The organism is Bradyrhizobium sp. CCBAU 25360, assembly GCF_028128695.1.
Taxonomy (GTDB): Bacteria; Pseudomonadota; Alphaproteobacteria; order Rhizobiales; family Xanthobacteraceae; genus Bradyrhizobium; species Bradyrhizobium ottawaense.
In genome coordinates this window covers 290,081-307,475 of record NZ_LBJA01000043.1, presented here as the reverse complement: position 1 = coordinate 307,475, position 17,395 = coordinate 290,081, and the positions used below count along the sequence as shown (strand labels likewise).

Annotated in this window: 12 protein-coding genes; 7 read left to right on the top strand and 5 right to left on the bottom strand. The window is 66.3% G+C overall.

Translation table 11 applies throughout. The annotated features are described in order from the left end of the window. Positions 1-10: 10 nt before the first annotated feature. Positions 11-1,609, bottom strand: coding sequence for an L-aspartate oxidase (locus XH81_RS28465; protein ID WP_028141649.1), 1,599 nt, complete (start codon positions 1,607-1,609; stop codon positions 11-13). Positions 1,610-1,804: 195 nt separating this feature from the next. Next, entirely contained in the window at positions 1,805-2,911 is a 1,107-nt protein-coding gene (nadA, locus tag XH81_RS28460; protein ID WP_271596445.1) for a quinolinate synthase NadA, read from the bottom strand. Between the two features lie 340 nt (positions 2,912-3,251). On the opposite strand from nadA, the gene XH81_RS28455 reads away from it, so the two are divergent. From XH81_RS28455 to XH81_RS28425, 7 genes are all read left to right on the top strand, one after another. Then, positions 3,252-4,505 (top strand): MFS transporter, encoded by a 1,254-nt coding sequence (locus XH81_RS28455; protein ID WP_028141647.1) that lies wholly within the window; start codon positions 3,252-3,254, stop codon positions 4,503-4,505. A gap of 41 nt (positions 4,506-4,546) precedes the next feature. Continuing rightward, on the top strand, positions 4,547-5,533 hold the full coding sequence (gene acuI / locus XH81_RS28450; RefSeq protein ID WP_028141646.1) for an acrylyl-CoA reductase (NADPH): 987 nt from the start codon (positions 4,547-4,549) through the stop codon (positions 5,531-5,533). Between the two features lie 113 nt (positions 5,534-5,646). Beyond that, positions 5,647-6,246: a hypothetical protein gene (locus XH81_RS28445; RefSeq protein ID WP_028141645.1), complete on the top strand. Its 600-nt coding sequence runs from the start codon at positions 5,647-5,649 to the stop codon at positions 6,244-6,246. 164 nt (positions 6,247-6,410) lie between these two features. Next, on the top strand, positions 6,411-6,677 hold the full coding sequence (locus XH81_RS28440; protein WP_028141644.1) for a DUF6894 family protein: 267 nt from the start codon (positions 6,411-6,413) through the stop codon (positions 6,675-6,677). 180 nt (positions 6,678-6,857) lie between these two features. Further along, positions 6,858-8,594, top strand: a complete 1,737-nt coding sequence (locus XH81_RS28435) for a methyl-accepting chemotaxis protein (protein ID WP_271596444.1) — start codon at positions 6,858-6,860, stop codon at positions 8,592-8,594. 197 nt (positions 8,595-8,791) lie between these two features. Further along, positions 8,792-10,762, top strand: coding sequence for a methyl-accepting chemotaxis protein (locus XH81_RS28430; RefSeq protein ID WP_028141642.1), 1,971 nt, complete (start codon positions 8,792-8,794; stop codon positions 10,760-10,762). A 276-nt stretch (positions 10,763-11,038) separates the two neighbouring features. Beyond that, positions 11,039-12,727, top strand: a complete 1,689-nt coding sequence (locus XH81_RS28425; RefSeq protein WP_028141641.1) for a methyl-accepting chemotaxis protein — start codon at positions 11,039-11,041, stop codon at positions 12,725-12,727. A gap of 64 nt (positions 12,728-12,791) precedes the next feature. Here the strand turns inward: XH81_RS28425 and XH81_RS28420 are convergent, their stop codons facing one another. The 3 genes from XH81_RS28420 to XH81_RS28410 form a co-directional block, all read right to left on the bottom strand. Next, a complete protein-coding gene (locus tag XH81_RS28420) occupies positions 12,792-15,494 on the bottom strand; it encodes a DUF2339 domain-containing protein (RefSeq protein WP_271596443.1) in 2,703 nt (900 codons plus the stop codon). A 50-nt stretch (positions 15,495-15,544) separates the two neighbouring features. Then, complete coding sequence (locus XH81_RS28415) at positions 15,545-16,513, bottom strand: NUDIX hydrolase (protein ID WP_028141639.1); 969 nt, start codon at positions 16,511-16,513, stop codon at positions 15,545-15,547. Between the two features lie 178 nt (positions 16,514-16,691). Continuing rightward, entirely contained in the window at positions 16,692-17,198 is a 507-nt protein-coding gene (locus XH81_RS28410; RefSeq protein ID WP_028141638.1) for a tyrosine phosphatase family protein, read from the bottom strand. Between the last annotated feature and the right edge of the window lie 197 nt (positions 17,199-17,395).

The following is a 17,395-nucleotide window of genomic DNA, read 5'->3' as shown; positions in this document are numbered from 1 at the left end:
GACAACTCCTTCAGGCAATCATGGATTGCGCAACGGGCGGCAGGGAGCTCAGGCTTTCCGCGATCTCGCGCGCCGCCGTGAGCGTCGTCATCGTTCGCTGCGCCTGCGCAGGGACGTCAGCCGGATGGTCGGAGCGGAAATGCGCGCCGCGGCTCTCGCGGCGGCTCCACGCCGAGGCGGCAACGAGCAGGGCAGACGTCGCCATGTTGCGCAGCGCGATGCTCGTTGCCTCGCGTTCGAGCGCAGCGAAGTGGTGCACGGCCTCGGAGAGGCCGTCGCTCTCGCGGATCACGCCGACATGCGCGCTCATCATCGCGCGCAGCCGCTTCCCGGCCAGAGCATCCGGCGTGCCGCCGCGCGACGCGACCGGTGCGTCGGGGAGGCGGGCAGGCGCGGGGATCGAGCAGCCGGCGATGTCGTCGGCGATGCGCGCGGCGTAGACCACCGCCTCCAGCAGCGAATTCGAGGCGAGCCGGTTGGCGCCGTGCGCGCCGGTCGACGATACCTCGCCACCGGCCCAGAGTCCGTCGATCGAGCTGCGGCCGCGTCCGTCCACCGCGATGCCGCCCATGTGATAGTGCGCGGCCGGGGCAATCGGGATGATCTGCGTGGCCGGATCGATGCCGGCGGCGATGCAGCTCGCATGCACGGTCGGAAATTTGTCCGCAAAGCGCGCGCCCAGCGCCTGGCGCGCATCGAGGAAGGCCCCGCGCCCGGCCGCAATCTCGGCGAATACGCCGCGGGCCACGATGTCGCGCGGCGCGAGCTCCGCGAGCGGGTGGCGCGCAACCATGAAGCGTTCACCGGCGCCATTGACCAGCGTCGCGCCTTCGCCGCGCAACGCTTCGGTGGCGAGCGGTGCCGGATCGCGGCCGACCATGATGGCGGTTGGATGGAACTGCACGAATTCCGGATCGGCGATTACGGCACCGGCACGCGCGGCGATGGCGAGGCCGGAGCCGCTGGCTTCCATTGGATTGGTCGTGACGGCGTAGAGATGTCCGATGCCGCCGGTGGCAAGCACCACCGCGCGCGAGGCGAGCAGGAACGGCTTCGCCTGGAAGTTGCCGGCCTCGCGCAATTGAAGACCGGCGACGGTGCCATCCTCAACCAGCAGCGCCTCGGCGACGAACCCCTCGACCAGGCGGATCGAGGGCGTGCGGCCCACCGCTTCGCTCAAGGCTGCGATGATCGCGGCACCGGCACCATCGCCTCGCACATGCACGATGCGCCGCGCAGAATGCGCTGCTTCGCGTCCCACGGCGAGCCTGCCTTCGAGGTCGCGATCGAACGGGACGCCATAGCTCAAGAGATCGTGGATGCGCGGCGCGGCCTGGCGCGCGATCCCAAGTGCGACCACCTCGTCGACGAGGCCGTCGCCGACCGCGATGGTATCGGCGGCATGGGCTTCCGGCGTGTCGCCCTCGGCCACCGCCGCGGCGATGCCGCCTTGCGCCCATGCGGAGGATGCGCCCTGTCCGAGCGGCGCGGCCGAGATCAAGGTCACCGGCCGCGGCGCCAGCTTCAGGGCGCAGAACAGTCCGGCAAGGCCGCCGCCGACGATGACGATGTCGTCGGTGCGGGTGAGGTTGTGGCTGGTGTTTGTCATAGTTCTTTCCTTTCACTCCACTGTCGTCCCCGCGAAGGCGGGGACCCATACGCCGCAGCAGAAATTGTTGCGCGAAACTGCGTGTTGCCTTCCTTCGCAACCACATCTTCCTGTGGTTATGGGTCCCGGATCTGCGCTCCGCTTCGCTGCGCTTGTCCGGGACGACAGTCGTGTGTGACGCGGTGTGTGTTGCCCTCAATTCTTCAGATTGATCATCCGCTCGACCGAGCGCCTTGCACGCAACGCCAGGGCGGGATCGATCGTCACCTCCTCGCGGAGCGTCAGCAGGCTGTCCAAAATGTTCGCGAGCGTGATGCGCTTCATGTGCGGGCAGAGATTGCAGGGGCGCAGCATCTCGACGTCGGGCAGCTCGGCGCGCACATTGTCGGCCATCGAGCATTCCGTGATCATCACCAGCCGCCGCGGCCGCTTTTCGCGCACCCAATTGATCATGTGCGCGGTCGAGCCGGTGAAGTCGGCTTCCGCCAGCACGTCCGGCGGGCACTCCGGATGCGCGATGATCTGCACGGACGGATCGGCCTCGCGAAAGGCGCGCAGCTCTTCGCCCTTGAAGCGCTCGTGCACCTCGCAGGCGCCCTTCCAGGCGATGATCTTCACGTCGGTCTTCGAGGCCACGTAAGTGGCGAGATAGCGATCGGGCAGGAAGATCACGCTTGGCGCGTTCAGGCTCTCGACCACCTGCACCGCGTTCGACGAGGTGCAGCAGATGTCGACCTCGGCCTTCACCTCTGCGGAGGTGTTGACGTAGGCGACGACAGGCACGCCCGGAAACTTTTCGCGGAGCAGGCGCACGTCGGCGCCAGTGATGCTGGCGGCCAGCGAGCAGCCGGCCCGCGAATCCGGGATCAGCACCGTCTTGTCGGGGTTGAGCAGTTTCGAGGTCTCCGCCATGAAGTGCACGCCGCACTGGACGATGACATTGGCCTCCATCTTGGTGGCTTCGACCGCGAGCTGGAGCGAGTCGCCGCCGATGTCGGCGACGCAGTGGAAGATCTCCGGCGCCTGGTAGTTATGGGCGAGGATCACCGCGCCCCGCGCGCGCTTCAGCTCATTGATCGCCTTGATCGTCGGCGCCATCAACGGCCACTCGATCGGAGGGATGACGTGCTTCACGCGCTCATAGAGCGGGGCGGTGGTGCGTTCGACCTCCGCCGTCCATTCCAGCGAGGGCGTCGGCAGCGCGCACGCTGTGGGCGCCGGTGCGGAGCGGGGAGAGGAGGCGAGATGGCCCTGCGGCCGGTTGGCAAAATCGTCTGGACCGTAGATTGCAGTGATCGGCATCAAAGCCTCCGTCGCATGTCACTTATACTCAATATGAGTATATGTAGGGCCTGAGTAATCCGGCCGAGGGGCCGGAGTGGGTTTCATCGAACCTCATATATGCTCAATATGAGTACATCGGAAATAGCACGCTCTGCCGAGGACGGCTAGGTCCTGCCGCACACAATCTCGTCAGATCGTCGTCCGACGCGTCGGGCGAGGCCAGATTGAAACGCAATGCTCCCGCGGCAGCCCCTCGTGGAATGCAACCGTTTTTGATTTGGGATTTTCATGCAAATGCATTAAATGAGGCGTTCGCGGCGCCTCTTTGCGAGTCCGCCAATGACAGACAGGGAATACCATGTCGACATCAGTGGGCGAACTCGCTCCGGCCTCACGTTCCTCCAGCTGGCGTACCCCCGCCGTCATCATTCTGTGCGGCTGTGCGATCGGCATGCTCGGCTTCGGTCCGCGCTCGGCGCTCGGCTTCTTCGTGCAGCCGATGAGTCATGAATTCTCCTGGGGCCGCGACGTGTTTGGCCTCGCCATCGCCTTTCAGAACTTGCTGTGGGGACTGGGCCAGCCCATCGCCGGCGCGGTCGCCGATCGCTTCGGGCTGTTCCGGGTGATGTGCGTCGGCGCGCTGCTCTATGCCGGCGGCCTCCTGCTGATGCGCTATTCCTCGACGCCGCTGTCGCTCAACATCGGCGCCGGCGTCATGGTCGGTTTTGGTCTTGCCGGCTGCTCGTTCAATCTGGTGCTGTCGGCGTTCACCAAGCTGCTGCCCGCCGAGAAGCGCGGCCTCGCGCTCGGCGCCGGCACGGCGGCGGGCTCGTTCGGCCAGTTCCTGTTCGCGCCGATCGGCGTCGCGTTGATCGACAATTTCGGCTGGCAGCAGGCGCTCTCCGTGTTCGGCTTCCTGATGTTGCTGATCATCCCGCTGTCACTGGCGCTCTCGACGCCGCCGGCTGCAACTGCGGCCAGTGCGACGCCGGCGGATGAGCAGACCATCACCAGGGCGCTCGCCGAAGCCTTCGGTCACCGCTCCTATGTGCTGCTGGTGCTCGGCTTCTTCACCTGCGGATTCCAGCTCGCCTTCATCACCGTGCATCTGCCGGCCTTCCTGGTCGATCGCGGCATCTCGACGCAAACCGGAGGCTGGGTGATCGCGGCGATCGGCCTGTTCAACATCATCGGCTCGCTCAGCGTCGGCTATCTCCAGAACTCGCTGCCCAAGCGCTACATCCTCTCGGCCATCTACTTCACGCGTGCGCTCGCAACCCTCGCCTTCATCTCGTTCCCCATCACGCCGTTCTCGGCGATCGCTTTCGGTGCGGTCTCCGGCCTGACCTGGCTGTCCACGGTGCCCCCGACCTCGGCGCTGGTGGCGCTGATGTTCGGCACGCGCTGGCTTGCGACGCTGTATGGCTTTGCCTTCGTCAGCCATCAGGTCGGCGGCTTCCTCGGCGTGTGGCTCGGGGGCATCGTCTTCGAGCGCTTCGGTTCCTATACGCCGATCTGGTGGCTCTCGATCCTGTTCGGCGTGCTTTCCGCGCTGATCAATCTTCCGATCGTGGAGAAACCTGTCGTTCGGGCGGTTGCGCAGCCTGTGTGATCGGCTAAACATCCCCGACAAACAAGTCAGGGAGTTCAGTCGTGGCCACATTTAAGGCGATCCGGATCGACAAGGCGGACAAGGGCACCACCGCCGCGCTGACGCAGTTCGATGAAGCCGAGCTGATGGACGGCGACGTCAGCGTCCGCGTGGAATGGTCGACGCTGAACTACAAGGACGGCCTCGCGCTCACCGGCAAGGCGCCGGTGGTGCGCCGTTTCCCGATGATCGCCGGCATCGACTTCGCCGGCACGGTCGAGCAATCCTCGCATCCGCAATGGAAAGCCGGCGACAAGGTCGTCTGCACCGGCTGGGGCATGGGCGAGACCCATCTCGGCGCCTATGCCGAGAAGGCGCGGGTGAAGGGCGACTGGCTGGTGGCCTTGCCGCAAGGCCTGTCGGCACGCGATGCCATGGCGATCGGCACCGCCGGCTTCACTGCGATGCTCTCGGTGCTGGCACTGGAGAAGCACGGTCTCTCGCCGAAGAGCGGCCCTGTGGTGGTGACGGGCGCCGCCGGCGGCGTCGGCTCGGTCGCGATCGCCGTGCTCTCCAAGCTCGGCTACCACGTCATCGCTTCGACCGGCCGCGCCTCGGAGGCTGACTATCTGAAGCAGCTGGGAGCAGCCGAGATCATCGACCGCAACGAATTGTCGGCGCCGGCCAAGCCGATCGCAAGGGAGCGCTGGGCGGGTGGCGTCGACAGCGTCGGCTCGACCACACTGGCGAATCTGCTGTCGATGACGAAATACGGCGGGGCGATCGCGGCCTGCGGCTTGGCCGCCGGCCTGGACCTGCCGTCGTCTGTCGCACCTTTCATTTTGCGCGGGGTGTGCCTTCTCGGCATCGATTCCGTGATGTGCCCGATCGAGCCGCGGAAAGCCGCGTGGCAGCGCCTGGCGTCAGATCTGGATCGGACCAAACTAACTGAAATCACTCACGAAATTCCTCTTGATGAGGTGCCGGAGTGGGGCGCGAAAATCCTGGCGGGCCAGGTCCGCGGTCGCATCGTGGTAAAAATTGTCTAACGGCGTTCAGACTTTACCAACCAAGCTGCTTCAATGTCGCCATGGTTGGTATGGTAAGCAGCGGGTAAAGAGATAAGGCATCGCCCGCTGCGGGGGTTGGTTCGGAGTTGAGCATGCTTGCGCGTATTGTGTTGGGGGCTGTCACGGCGGCAGCAACGTTTGCGCCGGCCCTTGCCGGAAGCATGAACGCCGACGAGGCGCGTCGCTTCGTGGCGGGCAAGGTCTTTGCCTTCACCTGTTTCGACGGCACCCGCGGCGCGGGCCGCATCCTGGACGATCTCGGCGCCGCCGGCGCGGTGCAGTTCTCCGGCGCGGGCCCGGTCAAGCATCTCCGCCTGCCCGGCAATACGCTCCAGATCCGTGGCCAGAACGTCTGCGCCTCGATCAAGGGCATTCCGTTCGAGCCGTGTTTCAACCTGGAAAAGACCGACGATCGCAGCTTCCGCGGCTCGGTGTCGGGGATGGGCTTCGCCTATTGCGACTTCCATCACCAGGGTGGCAACCAGATGCTGATGGCGCGCGCTGCGGCGCGTCCGCGCTCGCTGCACAGGACAGAGCACACCGGTTCCGTCAGTGCGACCAACACCGAAGTCGCCGCGCGCGTCGAGACGCCGCGTGTCGAGAGCAGCCGGCTCGAGCCGGTGAAGTCGGAGATCAAGTCGGAGCCCGCCAGGAACGAGGGCCCGCTGGAGCTGCGCCGTTCCACCCAGTGAGAGGGCTGCGCGGTCGGTTCCGCGCACTTTGTCGTTGAAGACGTCCATCGAACGCCGAGCCGCCGCGCCGTAGTCATACGGACGGCGGCTTTCATGCGTTGGTAGCTGTTCGCGCTCCAGTTTGCGGACGGCCGGGGGGCGCGGCCCGATAAAAGGGTTCAACGATGTCGCTGTACTTTTTCCGCATCAGCACCGGTCGCTATTCCGGCGCCGCCGACCAGCCGTACGAGTTCGAGGATCGCACTGCCGCCTGGACCGAGATGACCGAGGTCTGCGCCAATCTGCTCGGCGGCATCGCGCGCGGCCTGAAGCCGAACGCTGAGTGGTGCATGGAGCTGCTCGACGAGGACAAGAAGCCGGTCTTTCGCATCAGCCTCGTCGGCGAGAGCGTAACGCAGCAGAGCGGGGCTCCTATCACTGCGTGTGATTAACCTGTTAAGCGCGCATACCGTGCTGAAATTCAAGGGATTTTCCTACCGATTCAGTAGTTGCCCGGAGGTCGCGTTAACCAAATTGGAATGGCGAACGCATACTTTTCGGACAAGGGCGGTCAACGCCGAGGGCGGCTGGCAATGACTCGGCCGCGCATTCCCTAGGGGGGAAGCAAGCCCATGTTGAGCCTCGTTCAGAATTTGCGGATTGGGACCAAGCTGGCGATCTCATCGGCGCTCGGCATCCTCCTGGTCCTCGCGATGATCGCGGGTCAGGTGATCGGAAACGGCAACGTGCGCCGGTCCAGCCAGACGGCGTCCGAGCAGCAGGAGCTGGCGCGCGAGGCAGTCGAATCCAAGCTCGCGGCGCGCGCCATGCAGCTCGCCGCACGCGACATCCGCCTCGCCAATAATTCAGATGAACTGCAGAAGGCGCGCGACGCGCTGGTCGAACGCGCCGGTCATTTGGTGAAGGTTGCCGACGCAATGCTCACGCTCTCGCACGTGCCGGAAAACCGCGCGAGGATAGAAAAGCTCAAGGTCCTCACGGCGAACTATCTCAAGGGAGCTCAGCAGCTCGCATCCGTGCGCGGTGCCGCCCTGGCTCTCATGGGCGAGGATGCCGCTGCTCGCCTCGCCAAGCTCGTCGATGAGGGGACGCGTCTCGCCCGCGAGGTCACGTTGCCGATCGCAGGCGAGATGGACCAGGCAGCCAATCAGATTGCCGACGTCGCCAGGCACAGAAGCGAAGAGGAGGTTGCGGCCTCCGCGCGGGAGATGGCGTCCAGCGAGCATATCGCAATGGTCATTGGCGTTTTCACGGCGCTCGTCCTCCTCTGCTCCTGGCTGATGTCGTTCCTGACCATCGCACGGCCGATCCGCGCGCTCACGGTGGCCATGGACAAGCTCGCCGGCGGCGACTTTTCCGTGGTGCTGCCCGGTCTCGGCCGCAAGGACGAGGTCGGTGGTGTCGCGGCGGCTGTCGAGAAGTTCAAGATCGTGTCCGAACAGAAGGCCCGCGAGGAGGCCGAGGCCAAGATCAGGCAGGATCAGGCTGCAGCCGCGCAACGCAAGGCCGAGATGTCCAAGCTGGCCGATGGCTTCGAGGCGGCGATCGGCGAGATCGTCGACACCGTGTCATCGGCCGCGACTGAACTGGAAGCGTCTGCGTCGACGCTCACGTCGACTGCGGCGCGCGGACAGGAGCTCACCACCATGGTTGCTGCCGCCTCCGAAGAGGCGTCGACCAACGTGCAGTCGGTGGCGTCGGCGACCGAGGAGCTGTCGTCGTCGATCACGGAGATCAGCCGCCAGGTGCAGGAATCCGCGCGCGTCGCAAGCGAAGCGGTCAGCCAGGCCCGCACCACGACCGACCGCGTCGGCGAATTGTCGAAGGCGGCGGCGCGGATCGGCGACGTGGTCGAGCTGATCAACACCATCGCCGGCCAGACCAATCTCCTGGCGCTCAATGCGACCATCGAGGCCGCGCGCGCCGGCGAGGCGGGTCGCGGCTTTGCCGTTGTCGCCTCCGAGGTCAAGGCGCTCGCCGAGCAGACCGCGAAGGCGACCGGCGAGATCGGCCAGCAGATCGCCAGCATCCAGACCGCGACCGAGCATTCGGTCGGCGCCATCAGGGACATCAGCGACACCATCGAGAAACTGTCGGAGATTTCCTCGACCATCGCGGCTGCCGTCGAAGAGCAGGGCGCGGCGACGCAGGAGATTTCCCGCAACGTGCAGCAGGCGGCGGAGGGCACCCATCAGGTGTCGTCCAACATCACCGACGTGCAGCACGGCGCGAGCGAGACCGGCTCGGCGTCCTCGCAGGTGCTGGCGGCCGCGCAATCGCTGTCCGGCGACAGCAACCGCCTCAAGCTCGAGGTCGGCAAGTTTCTCGGCACCGTGCGCGCGGCCTGACGGTGGCGTCTTTCGGCAGGTTCTGCTTGCAACCATCACGCGTGAATGCGTGGCGGTTGCTCGCGCGCGTATCTCGACGCCGCGACCGATGCGCGCAGGGTTAACCTTCCGGAAAAGCGGCGCAGTCATGATGCCCGCAATATTTGGGGCGCTGAGTCGCCTTTCGCGTATTGCGTCTCAATCGTTGGAGCACTTTCATGAGCGGCATTTCCATTCGCCTCACTCACAAGGTCATGGCGATCGGACTGTTCGGCCTCATTGGGCTCGTCGCCTTCGGCACGATCTACCAGATTGGCAGCCTCTCTCAGGACACGTCCCGCGACGCTGCTGAAGACGCGCGCCGGCTGTCCGATCTGAACCAGCGGATCTCGCAGCAATTGCTCGAAGCGCGCCGGGCCGAGAAGGATTTCCAGCTCCGCCGCGATCAATCCTATGCGAAGCGTCACGCCGAACTTGCTTCCGACATTACCCGAAATCTTGATCGCCTCGGCAGCGCGGCGCGTGCGGCAGGGTACGCGGCGGTCGGAGAAAAGGCGTCACTGGTCCGCACCGGATTCGAGAGATACGTGAGCGAATTCGCGGCCGTCGAGCAGGCCGAGGTCAGGCTTGGATTGAACGAAACCCTCGGGCTGTCAGGCTCGTTGCGCACGGCGGTGCACGGCATCGAGACCAAGCTCAAGGAGGTCGACGATCCCAGGCTCACCAGCGGCATGCTGACGATGCGTCGTCACGAGAAAGACTTCATGTTGCGCCGCGACCCGAAATATCTCGACGCCCTGAAGAAGACGGCGACGGAATTCTCCGGGCAAGTCGAGGCTTCGGCGATCCCGCCGGCCGTCAAGGCCGATATCGGCAAGAAGCTCTCCAAATACCAGGACGACTTCGTGGCGTGGGCAGCCGGCGCGCAGGATCTGACCGCGCACGGCTCGGCAATGTCCAAGGAGTTCCGCACCATCGAGCCCGTCCTCGACGAGATCGAAAAGACCGTCAGTCAGCAATACGACGCTGCGCGGGCCGCCGAAGAGTCAATGCGGGCCTCGATCAAGCTCTGGATGTGGGTCGCACTCGGATGCTCCATCCTGCTGGTGGGGAGCGTGTCCTTCTTCACCGGCCGCTCGATCTCGACAGCGCTGATCGCCATGGTTCGCGCGATGACCGGTTTGGCGAAGGGCGACATGTCAGTCGCAATCCCCGGCGTTGGCCGCAAGGACGAGATCGGTGAGATGGCTGGTGCCGTCGAGGTGTTCAGGAGCAACATGGCCGAGGCCGACCGGCTGCGCGCCGAGCAGGCCGAAGCGGACGCGCGTCGGCGCGAGCAGCGCAAATTCGACATGCAACGGCTCGCCGATACGTTCGAAGGCGCGGTCGGCGAGATCATCGAGACGGTGTCGTCGGCGGCCACCGAGCTCGAAGCGTCGTCGAATACGCTGACCCACGCCGCCGAGCGCGGCAACAGCCTCGCCACCGCCGTGGCAGCGGCTTCGGAGGAGGCGTCCGCCAACGTGCAGTCGGTGTCGTCTGCAAGTGAAGAGCTGACCTCCTCAGTCTCCGAGATCAGCCGCCAGGTGCAGGAATCGGCGCGCGTCGCCGACGTCGCCGTCGGGCAGGCCCAGCGCACCAATGCGCGCGTCGCCGAGCTGACCAAGGCCGCTTCCCGCATCGGCGACGTCGTCGAACTGATCAACACCATCGCCGCGCAGACCAACCTGCTGGCGCTCAACGCGACGATCGAGGCGGCGCGGGCGGGCGAAGCCGGCAAGGGCTTTGCGGTGGTCGCGACCGAAGTGAAGGCTCTTGCAGAGCAGACCGCGAAAGCCACCGGCGAAATCGGTCAGCACATCGGCGCGATCCAGTCCGCGACAGACGAATCCGTCGGCGCGATCAAGGAGATCGGCGACACCATCGCGCGGATGTCGGAGATCTCGTCGACCATCGCTGCTGCGGTGGAGGAACAGGGCGCCGCCACGCAGGAGATCTCCCGCAACATCCAGCACGCCGCGCAAGGTACTTCCGCGGTTTCGTCGAACATCGCCGACGTCCAGCGCGGCTCCGGCGAGACCGGGGCTGCCTCGGCGCAGGTGCATTCGGCCGCGCAGTCGCTGTCGCAGGAGAGCAACCGGCTCAAGAGCGAGGTCGCGCGCTTCCTGGAATCGGTGCGGGCGGCCTGAGGCGGCCGCCGCCCGGTGAATGTGGCGGCGCGTCGTGTTTCGCGTCGCAGCACGAGGTGTCCGTGCAGTAACAAGAGACGGAGAAAATAGCGTCCGAAGAGGCCGACCCGTAGTTTTACGTAGGCTCCTGTTAACGCCTGCTTGCAATTATGGGGCGCAATCTTACGGGATAAGAACCAGCCAGCATTGTTGAACTGACCTCCGCCCGGTCGTCCGTCGTGACGCCTGCGGCGCGGGTGACGTGCGTGCTGCCAGGATATCATCGGGATTTGTGTGATGTCGAAGTTGTCGATCGTCTTCAAGCTTCTGGCCGTGTTATCGGTCCTCGTGCTGTCACTCGCCGGCGTCGGCGTGACGGCGATCGGCACCATGCAGAACATCAATGCTCATACCGTCGAGATCGCGGAGAGCTGGCTGCCGAGCGTGCGTGCGCTCGGCTCAATGCGCGCCGACATCAACGAGCTGCGCGTCGCGCTGCGTCTGCACCTGATGCAGGACACCGCCGAAGGCAAGGAAGCCGCCGAGAAGCGCCTCGGCTCGTTGCGTGAGCGCATCGAGAAGACGCGCAAGGTCTACGAGCCGCTGATCACGGCCGCCGAAGAGCGCGCGCTCTATGAGCAATGGAGCAAGGCGTGGGGCGAATATCTGAACGGCGTGCAGGAGACCATGGCGCTGTCGCGCAAGAGCGTCGGCCGCTTCCCGACCGACGCCAACGAGATGTTGCAGACCAAGGTCGCCAAGATGGCTCAGGCCGCCGATCCCCTGCTTCAGAAGGGCATCGAGCTCAATAACCAGGGCGCCGAGCTGGAGACCAAGCAGGCGGCCGACAGTTACGCCACGATCTTCCGCGTCCTGGTCGGCATCATCGTGCTCTCGGTCGTGATCGCGATCGGCGCCGCCTATTATCTCGTGCGCGACGTCTCTCGCGGCATCGCCTCGATCATTCGTCCGATGCAGTCGCTCGGCGAAGGAGACCTCTCGGCCGAAGTGCCGCATCGCGGCGAGAAGACCGAGATCGGCTCGATGGCGGATGCGCTTCAGATCTTCAAGGAGGCACTGATCGCCAAGAAGGCCGCCGATGAGGCGGCTGCTCGCGACGCCGAGGCCAAAATAGAACGCGGCCGCCGCGTCGATGCCATCACGCGCAATTTCGAGGCCATGATCGGCGAGGTCGTCGAGACCGTGTCGTCGGCCTCGACCGAGCTCGAGGCCTCCGCGGCCACGTTGAGCGGCACGGCGCAGCGCGGCCAGGAACTCGCAACCGTCGTTGCGGCAGCATCGGAGGAAGCCTCCACCAACGTCCAGGCGGTGGCGTCCGCCTCGGAAGAGCTGTCGTCCTCGATCACCGAGATCAGCCGCCGCGTGCAGGATTCGGCACGGATGGCCGCGGAAGCCGTCGAGCAGGCGGCGCGGACCAACGATCGCGTCAACGCGCTGTCGCAGGCGGCCTCCCGCATCGGCGACGTCGTCGAGCTCATCAACACCATCGCCGGCCAGACCAACCTCCTGGCGCTCAACGCGACCATCGAAGCGGCGCGCGCAGGCGAAGCCGGTCGCGGCTTTGCCGTCGTCGCCTCCGAGGTCAAGGCGTTGGCCGAGCAGACCGCGAAGGCCACCGGCGAGATCGGCGCGCAGGTTTCCGGCATCCAGTCGGCCACACAGGAATCCGTCAGCGCCATCCAGGAGATCGGCGGCACCATCGAGCGGTTGTCCGAGGTGTCCTCGGCCATCGCCGCCGCCGTCGAGGAGCAGGGCGCCGCGACGCAAGAGATTTCGCGCAACGTCCAGCAGGCCGCGCTCGGCACGCAGGAAGTCTCGTCCAACATCACCGACGTGCAGCGCGGCGCGATCGACACCGGCTCGGCCTCGGGCGAAGTGCTCTCGGCGGCGAAATCGCTGGCGACCGACAGCACCCGCTTGAAGGTCGAGGTCGCGCAGTTCCTGGAATCGGTCCGCGCGGCCTGATCTTCAGGAGCATGATCCGGAAAAGTGTGAAGCGGTTTTCCGAAAGGATCATGCTCAAGTTAGTTCAGCTGCTCGCCTGCGGAGCCGGCGGCGGTGCGACCTGCCGCCGGAACAGGATGCGCTGGTAGAGCCAGCCGATCGCGACCAGCACGACGCCGAGGCACATGAACGACAGCGCGCGGTAGACGCCTGTCAGTGTCGACATGTCGATGACGAAGGCCTTCAGGATCGTCAGTGCGATGACGGCAGCCGAGGCCAGCCGTGCACGCTCCGAGTTGACGAGAATGCCGACGCCCAGCAACAGCACGCCGAAGGCGAGCCAGCCGATCGAATAAGTGTATTGCTCGGCGCCCGTCGTCCCGCCGGTGGAGAGGATCGGGCCGTGATAGAAGCGGCGGATCTCCAGCGTGACATAGGCGAGCGCGAACACGAGCGCGCCACCGGCGATGGTGTTGGCGTAGACCTTGCCACGCTCGCCGACCACCGCATAGGACAGCAGCAGCATCAGCACCGCCGGCAGCGCATAGCCGAGCAGCAGCAGGTTGAACACGGCGCCGCCGACGTCGATGCGCCAGATCAGCGGGTTCTCCAGGATCAGGAGGCCGAACACGCTGATGAGCCCGCCGATCGCCGTCAGCACGACCGCGCCGACATTGTGCACGATGCTGCGGCTGCGCAGCCGCAAGCGCTCCAGCCCGATCGCCATCGCGAGCGTGACGCAGACTTGCAGTGCGAATTCGAGCAGCGACGGCGGCGAGGTCATCCGGCCGTTGGTCGCAAAGTGCCGGATCTCCATGAAGGCGAGCAGGGCGGTGAAGAGGATCGCCGCGGTCTCGACCATGCGCAGCGGCGCATCGTCGGCGCGGCGGCGCAGGAAGATGCTCGCGGCCCAGAACGAGGCCGCCGGTAGGCCGTAGCCCCAGAGCAGCCAGTTGAAGATCGGCGTGGTCCCGACGGCGTCGCCGACGATGCGCGGATCATAGCCGATGCGCGCGGTGACGATGCCGGCGAAGATGGCGGCGAGCCAGCGCAGGAACGGGATCGGCCGCTGCATCGAGATCCAGGCGGTGCCGAGCGACATCAGCGCCAGCGCGATCGTCAGCCAGCCCTTCTCCAGCGCGAAGGTCAGCGCCAGCGCCAGCGCGCCAAGGGTGCCGGTCGCGAACAGGGCCGTTGAGACGGCGACGCCCGGCCGGGTTTCGCGGCGCGTGAGCGCTTCGGTCGCAGCACCAAAGGCGGCTGCGAGCAGTACCGCGAGGATCGCGAACGGGATCGAGCGGTCGAGATGGGCGATGCGGGCGTAGAGCGCGATGAGGATCGCGATCGGCGTGGCGACGGCTGCGGCCGACCACACCACGGGAATGATTGCCGAGTTCGAGCGGCCCTGCGCGAGGAAGCCGGCAACGCCGAAGCCGATGGCGAAGATCGCGGCCATCACCAGATGCAGCGTCACGGAGCTGTCGATCGCGGTCGGTCCGATACCGGACATCGCGCCGCCCGGCAGCACCAGCATGTCGGGATTAGCGCGCACCGCCCATTCGGCGAACACGATGAAGACGGTCGCTGCCGCCGCGCCGAGCGCGCCGGTGGCCGCCGGTGCACGCCAGGCGACGAGAAGCGTCGCGCCAACGAGAAGCGTGAACGCGATCAGGGCCAGATCCGCATGTGCGCTCGACAGTACGATCAGCATGGCGCCGAACAGGTAGGCGCCGAGCGAGCTCGACGAGACCGGCTCGATCTCGCCGTCCTCGATGCTGGGGCCGAGCATGAAGCCGCAGACGACGAGCAGCGCGGCGAGCACGAAGCCTGCGATGACGTGGAAGGCATGCGGCGCGACTTGCAACTCTTCGCTATCCAGACCCGGGAAGATCCAGAGCACGGCAAAGGCGATCGTCGTGACCGCGAGCCAGCGCCACAGCCGGATGCGCGCGAGGCCGAAGCTCGCGGCGGTGACGATGGCGAGATAGATGTAGAGCGCCCAGTAGTCCGGCTTGCCGCTGGAGACGAGGAGCGGCGTCACGAAGGCGCCGACCACGCCGAGGCCGGCCAGCGCCGGTCCGTGCAGCAGCGCGGCGGCGAGCGTGCACATGGCCACGATGCCGAGCAGCACGAAGGCGGTCGCGGGCACGAGGAAGCCGTAGAGCGCATAGGCGGCATAGATGGTCGCGAACGCCACCGCCGTACCCGCGGCGGTGAGAATCGCCGGGATGTTGGCGATCGGCAGCGCCTGGATGTTGGAAATGCTCTCCTTGCGCCGCGACCACTCGCCGGCCCCGAGCAGCGCAGCTGCGAACAGGCCACCCAGGAACACGCGCACGCCGGGGCCGAGCAGGCCGGCCTCGATCGAATAGCGCACCATGAAGAAGCCGCCGAGCGCGAGCGCAAGGCCGCCGATCCACACCACCCAGCGGGTGCCGAGCTGCTCCTCGAAGCCGGGCGCAGCGGCCGGCACGGGAGGTGGTGCGGCAGCCGCAGGGCCCGCTTCGAGCGGCGGCGGTGAAAGCTCTTCGGTGACGAGTGGAGGCGGTGCCGCTTCGGCTTCGGGTGCAAGCGGCGGCGGCTCGGCGGCCGTCGTCGCGGGCGCAGGCGCTGGCTCCTGCACCGGCATGAGCGGCGGCGGCTGCACCTGCCGCTGCGCGTAGAACATCTCCTCGAGCGAATTCAGTCGCCGGCGCAGCTCGGCCGCCTGGCTGGAGGCCTTGATCGCGATCAGGAAGGCGGCGATCGCAATGATCCACGCAAAGACGTCAAACGGGCCGTCGAACATAAAGCCTCCAGGCGACCGGCGGGCAGGGGCCGGTCACGTAGTATGTCGGGTTAGCGCCGGGAGCGCACGCGCAAGCCCGGCGCGGGCCGCTCCTGGAGCACGTCGCGCCGGAAGCGATAGAGTGCCGCCGGCCGTCCGCCCGTCTGTGTCGACATCACCCCGGTCGGTTCGACCAGGGCTTCCATTTCGACCAGGCGGCGGAAATTCTGCTTGTGCAGGTGCCGGCCGGAGATTGCCTCGACCGTATGCTGCAGTTCGGTAAGTGTGAATTCGGGCGGCAAAAGTTCAAAGACGACAGGACGATACTTCAGTTTTGCACGCAGCCGCGCGATCGCCGTGGCGAGAATCCGGCGGTGATCGAACTGCATCGAGGTCCCGAGCGGGGGAAGCGTCTTGCGCGCTAATGCCGCAGGGCGGCCGTCGCGCCGCGCCTCCTCGACCAGCCCGGCCTCATACAACAGCTCGTAGCGGTCGAGCACGCGCTCCTCGTCCCAGGCCGCCCCGTCGAGGCCGAAATAGAACCGCACGCGATCCTTGCGCGGGAGTGCGCGCGTCGTGTCCGGGGTCTCCTCCGCCGCCCATTCGGTCAGCGCCGGAATGATGTCGCGGGCGATGATTGCGGGCGGCTCCTCGCGCCGGTCTTCCCAGGGAAAGAAGCGATACCATGGCGCGAAGCTCGCCGCATTGGCTGCAAGCTCGCCGTCCACCGCGCGCGTCAAGGCGAGATAGCCGATCGACACCATATGCGCGCCGGTGTCGCTGGCCTCGGCATGGCGGCCGCGATCGCCGAATGTGTAGAGCTGCTCGACATAGCCGAGCCGCAAGCCCGCCTGTTCCTCGACCCAGGCGCGCAGGCCGATGTCGAAGGTGCGATGCGCGAGCGCGTCGAACGGGCCGAACGGCAGACCGGCAAGCCCGTCACTGCCGCGCGCGGTGAGGATGAGGGGCTCATGCCCCTCGATCGCGACGATCGCCGCGGTCAGGCCGATCTCGATCGGCGTGAGGAGCGTGTCGCTCATGCGATGATGATCGAGGAAGTTGCCACAAACTCGTCATGCCCGGGCTTGTCCCGGGCATCCACGTTCTTCGTGTCGCGAGAAAGTTCGTGGATGGCAGGGACAAGCCCGGCCATGACGACGTGGATGCGCCTGCGCATCAAAGTGAGCGCGGCGTTGCGGCTGCTATCCGACTCTCGCCTCATTCGAGCTCGATCACGAAGGGACGGCCTTCGACCATCATCGCGCCCGGGCCGATCTCGTCGAGCGCGCGCAGCATGCGGCCGTTGCGTCCCAGGGCGCGGTCGGCAAGGCCGACGATGCGCCGGTTCGGCGAGGCGATCGGCGAGGCCGCGCGGATCTTCCTGGCGATCTCGAGCTCGTCGCGGTTCGGATTGAGCGCGCAGACCGCCGCGAACGCGCTCGCGGTGGAGCGGCTGATGCCGGCATAGCAATGCACCACCAGCGGCGCGCTACGGTCCCAGCCGCGCACGAAGTTCAGCACCTGATCGATATGGGTCTCGGACGGTGCGGTAAAACCATCCATCTCCTCGGTGATGTCGTCCATCGACACCTTGAGATGGTTGGCGGGCAGCACGGACACCGGCCGCGCCACCTGCTCGACATTGGCCATCACGGTCAGCACGTGGCTGGCCCTGGTGAGGCGGACGGTTTCGGGAAGCGCGGCGAGGGAGCAGACGTGGATCATGGCGGACCTTTTTGCCGCGATTATAGCCGGTGCCGTAGGGTGGGCAAAGCGAAGCCTCACCGTCGTCCCGGACAAGCGCAGCGAAGCGGAGCGCTGATCCGGGACCCATAACCCCCAGGAGCGATTTGACGAAGACTCGTGGTTGCCAGTTTTGCGCCGCAACCGCACCCCGTGGTTATGGGTCCCTGCTTTCGCAG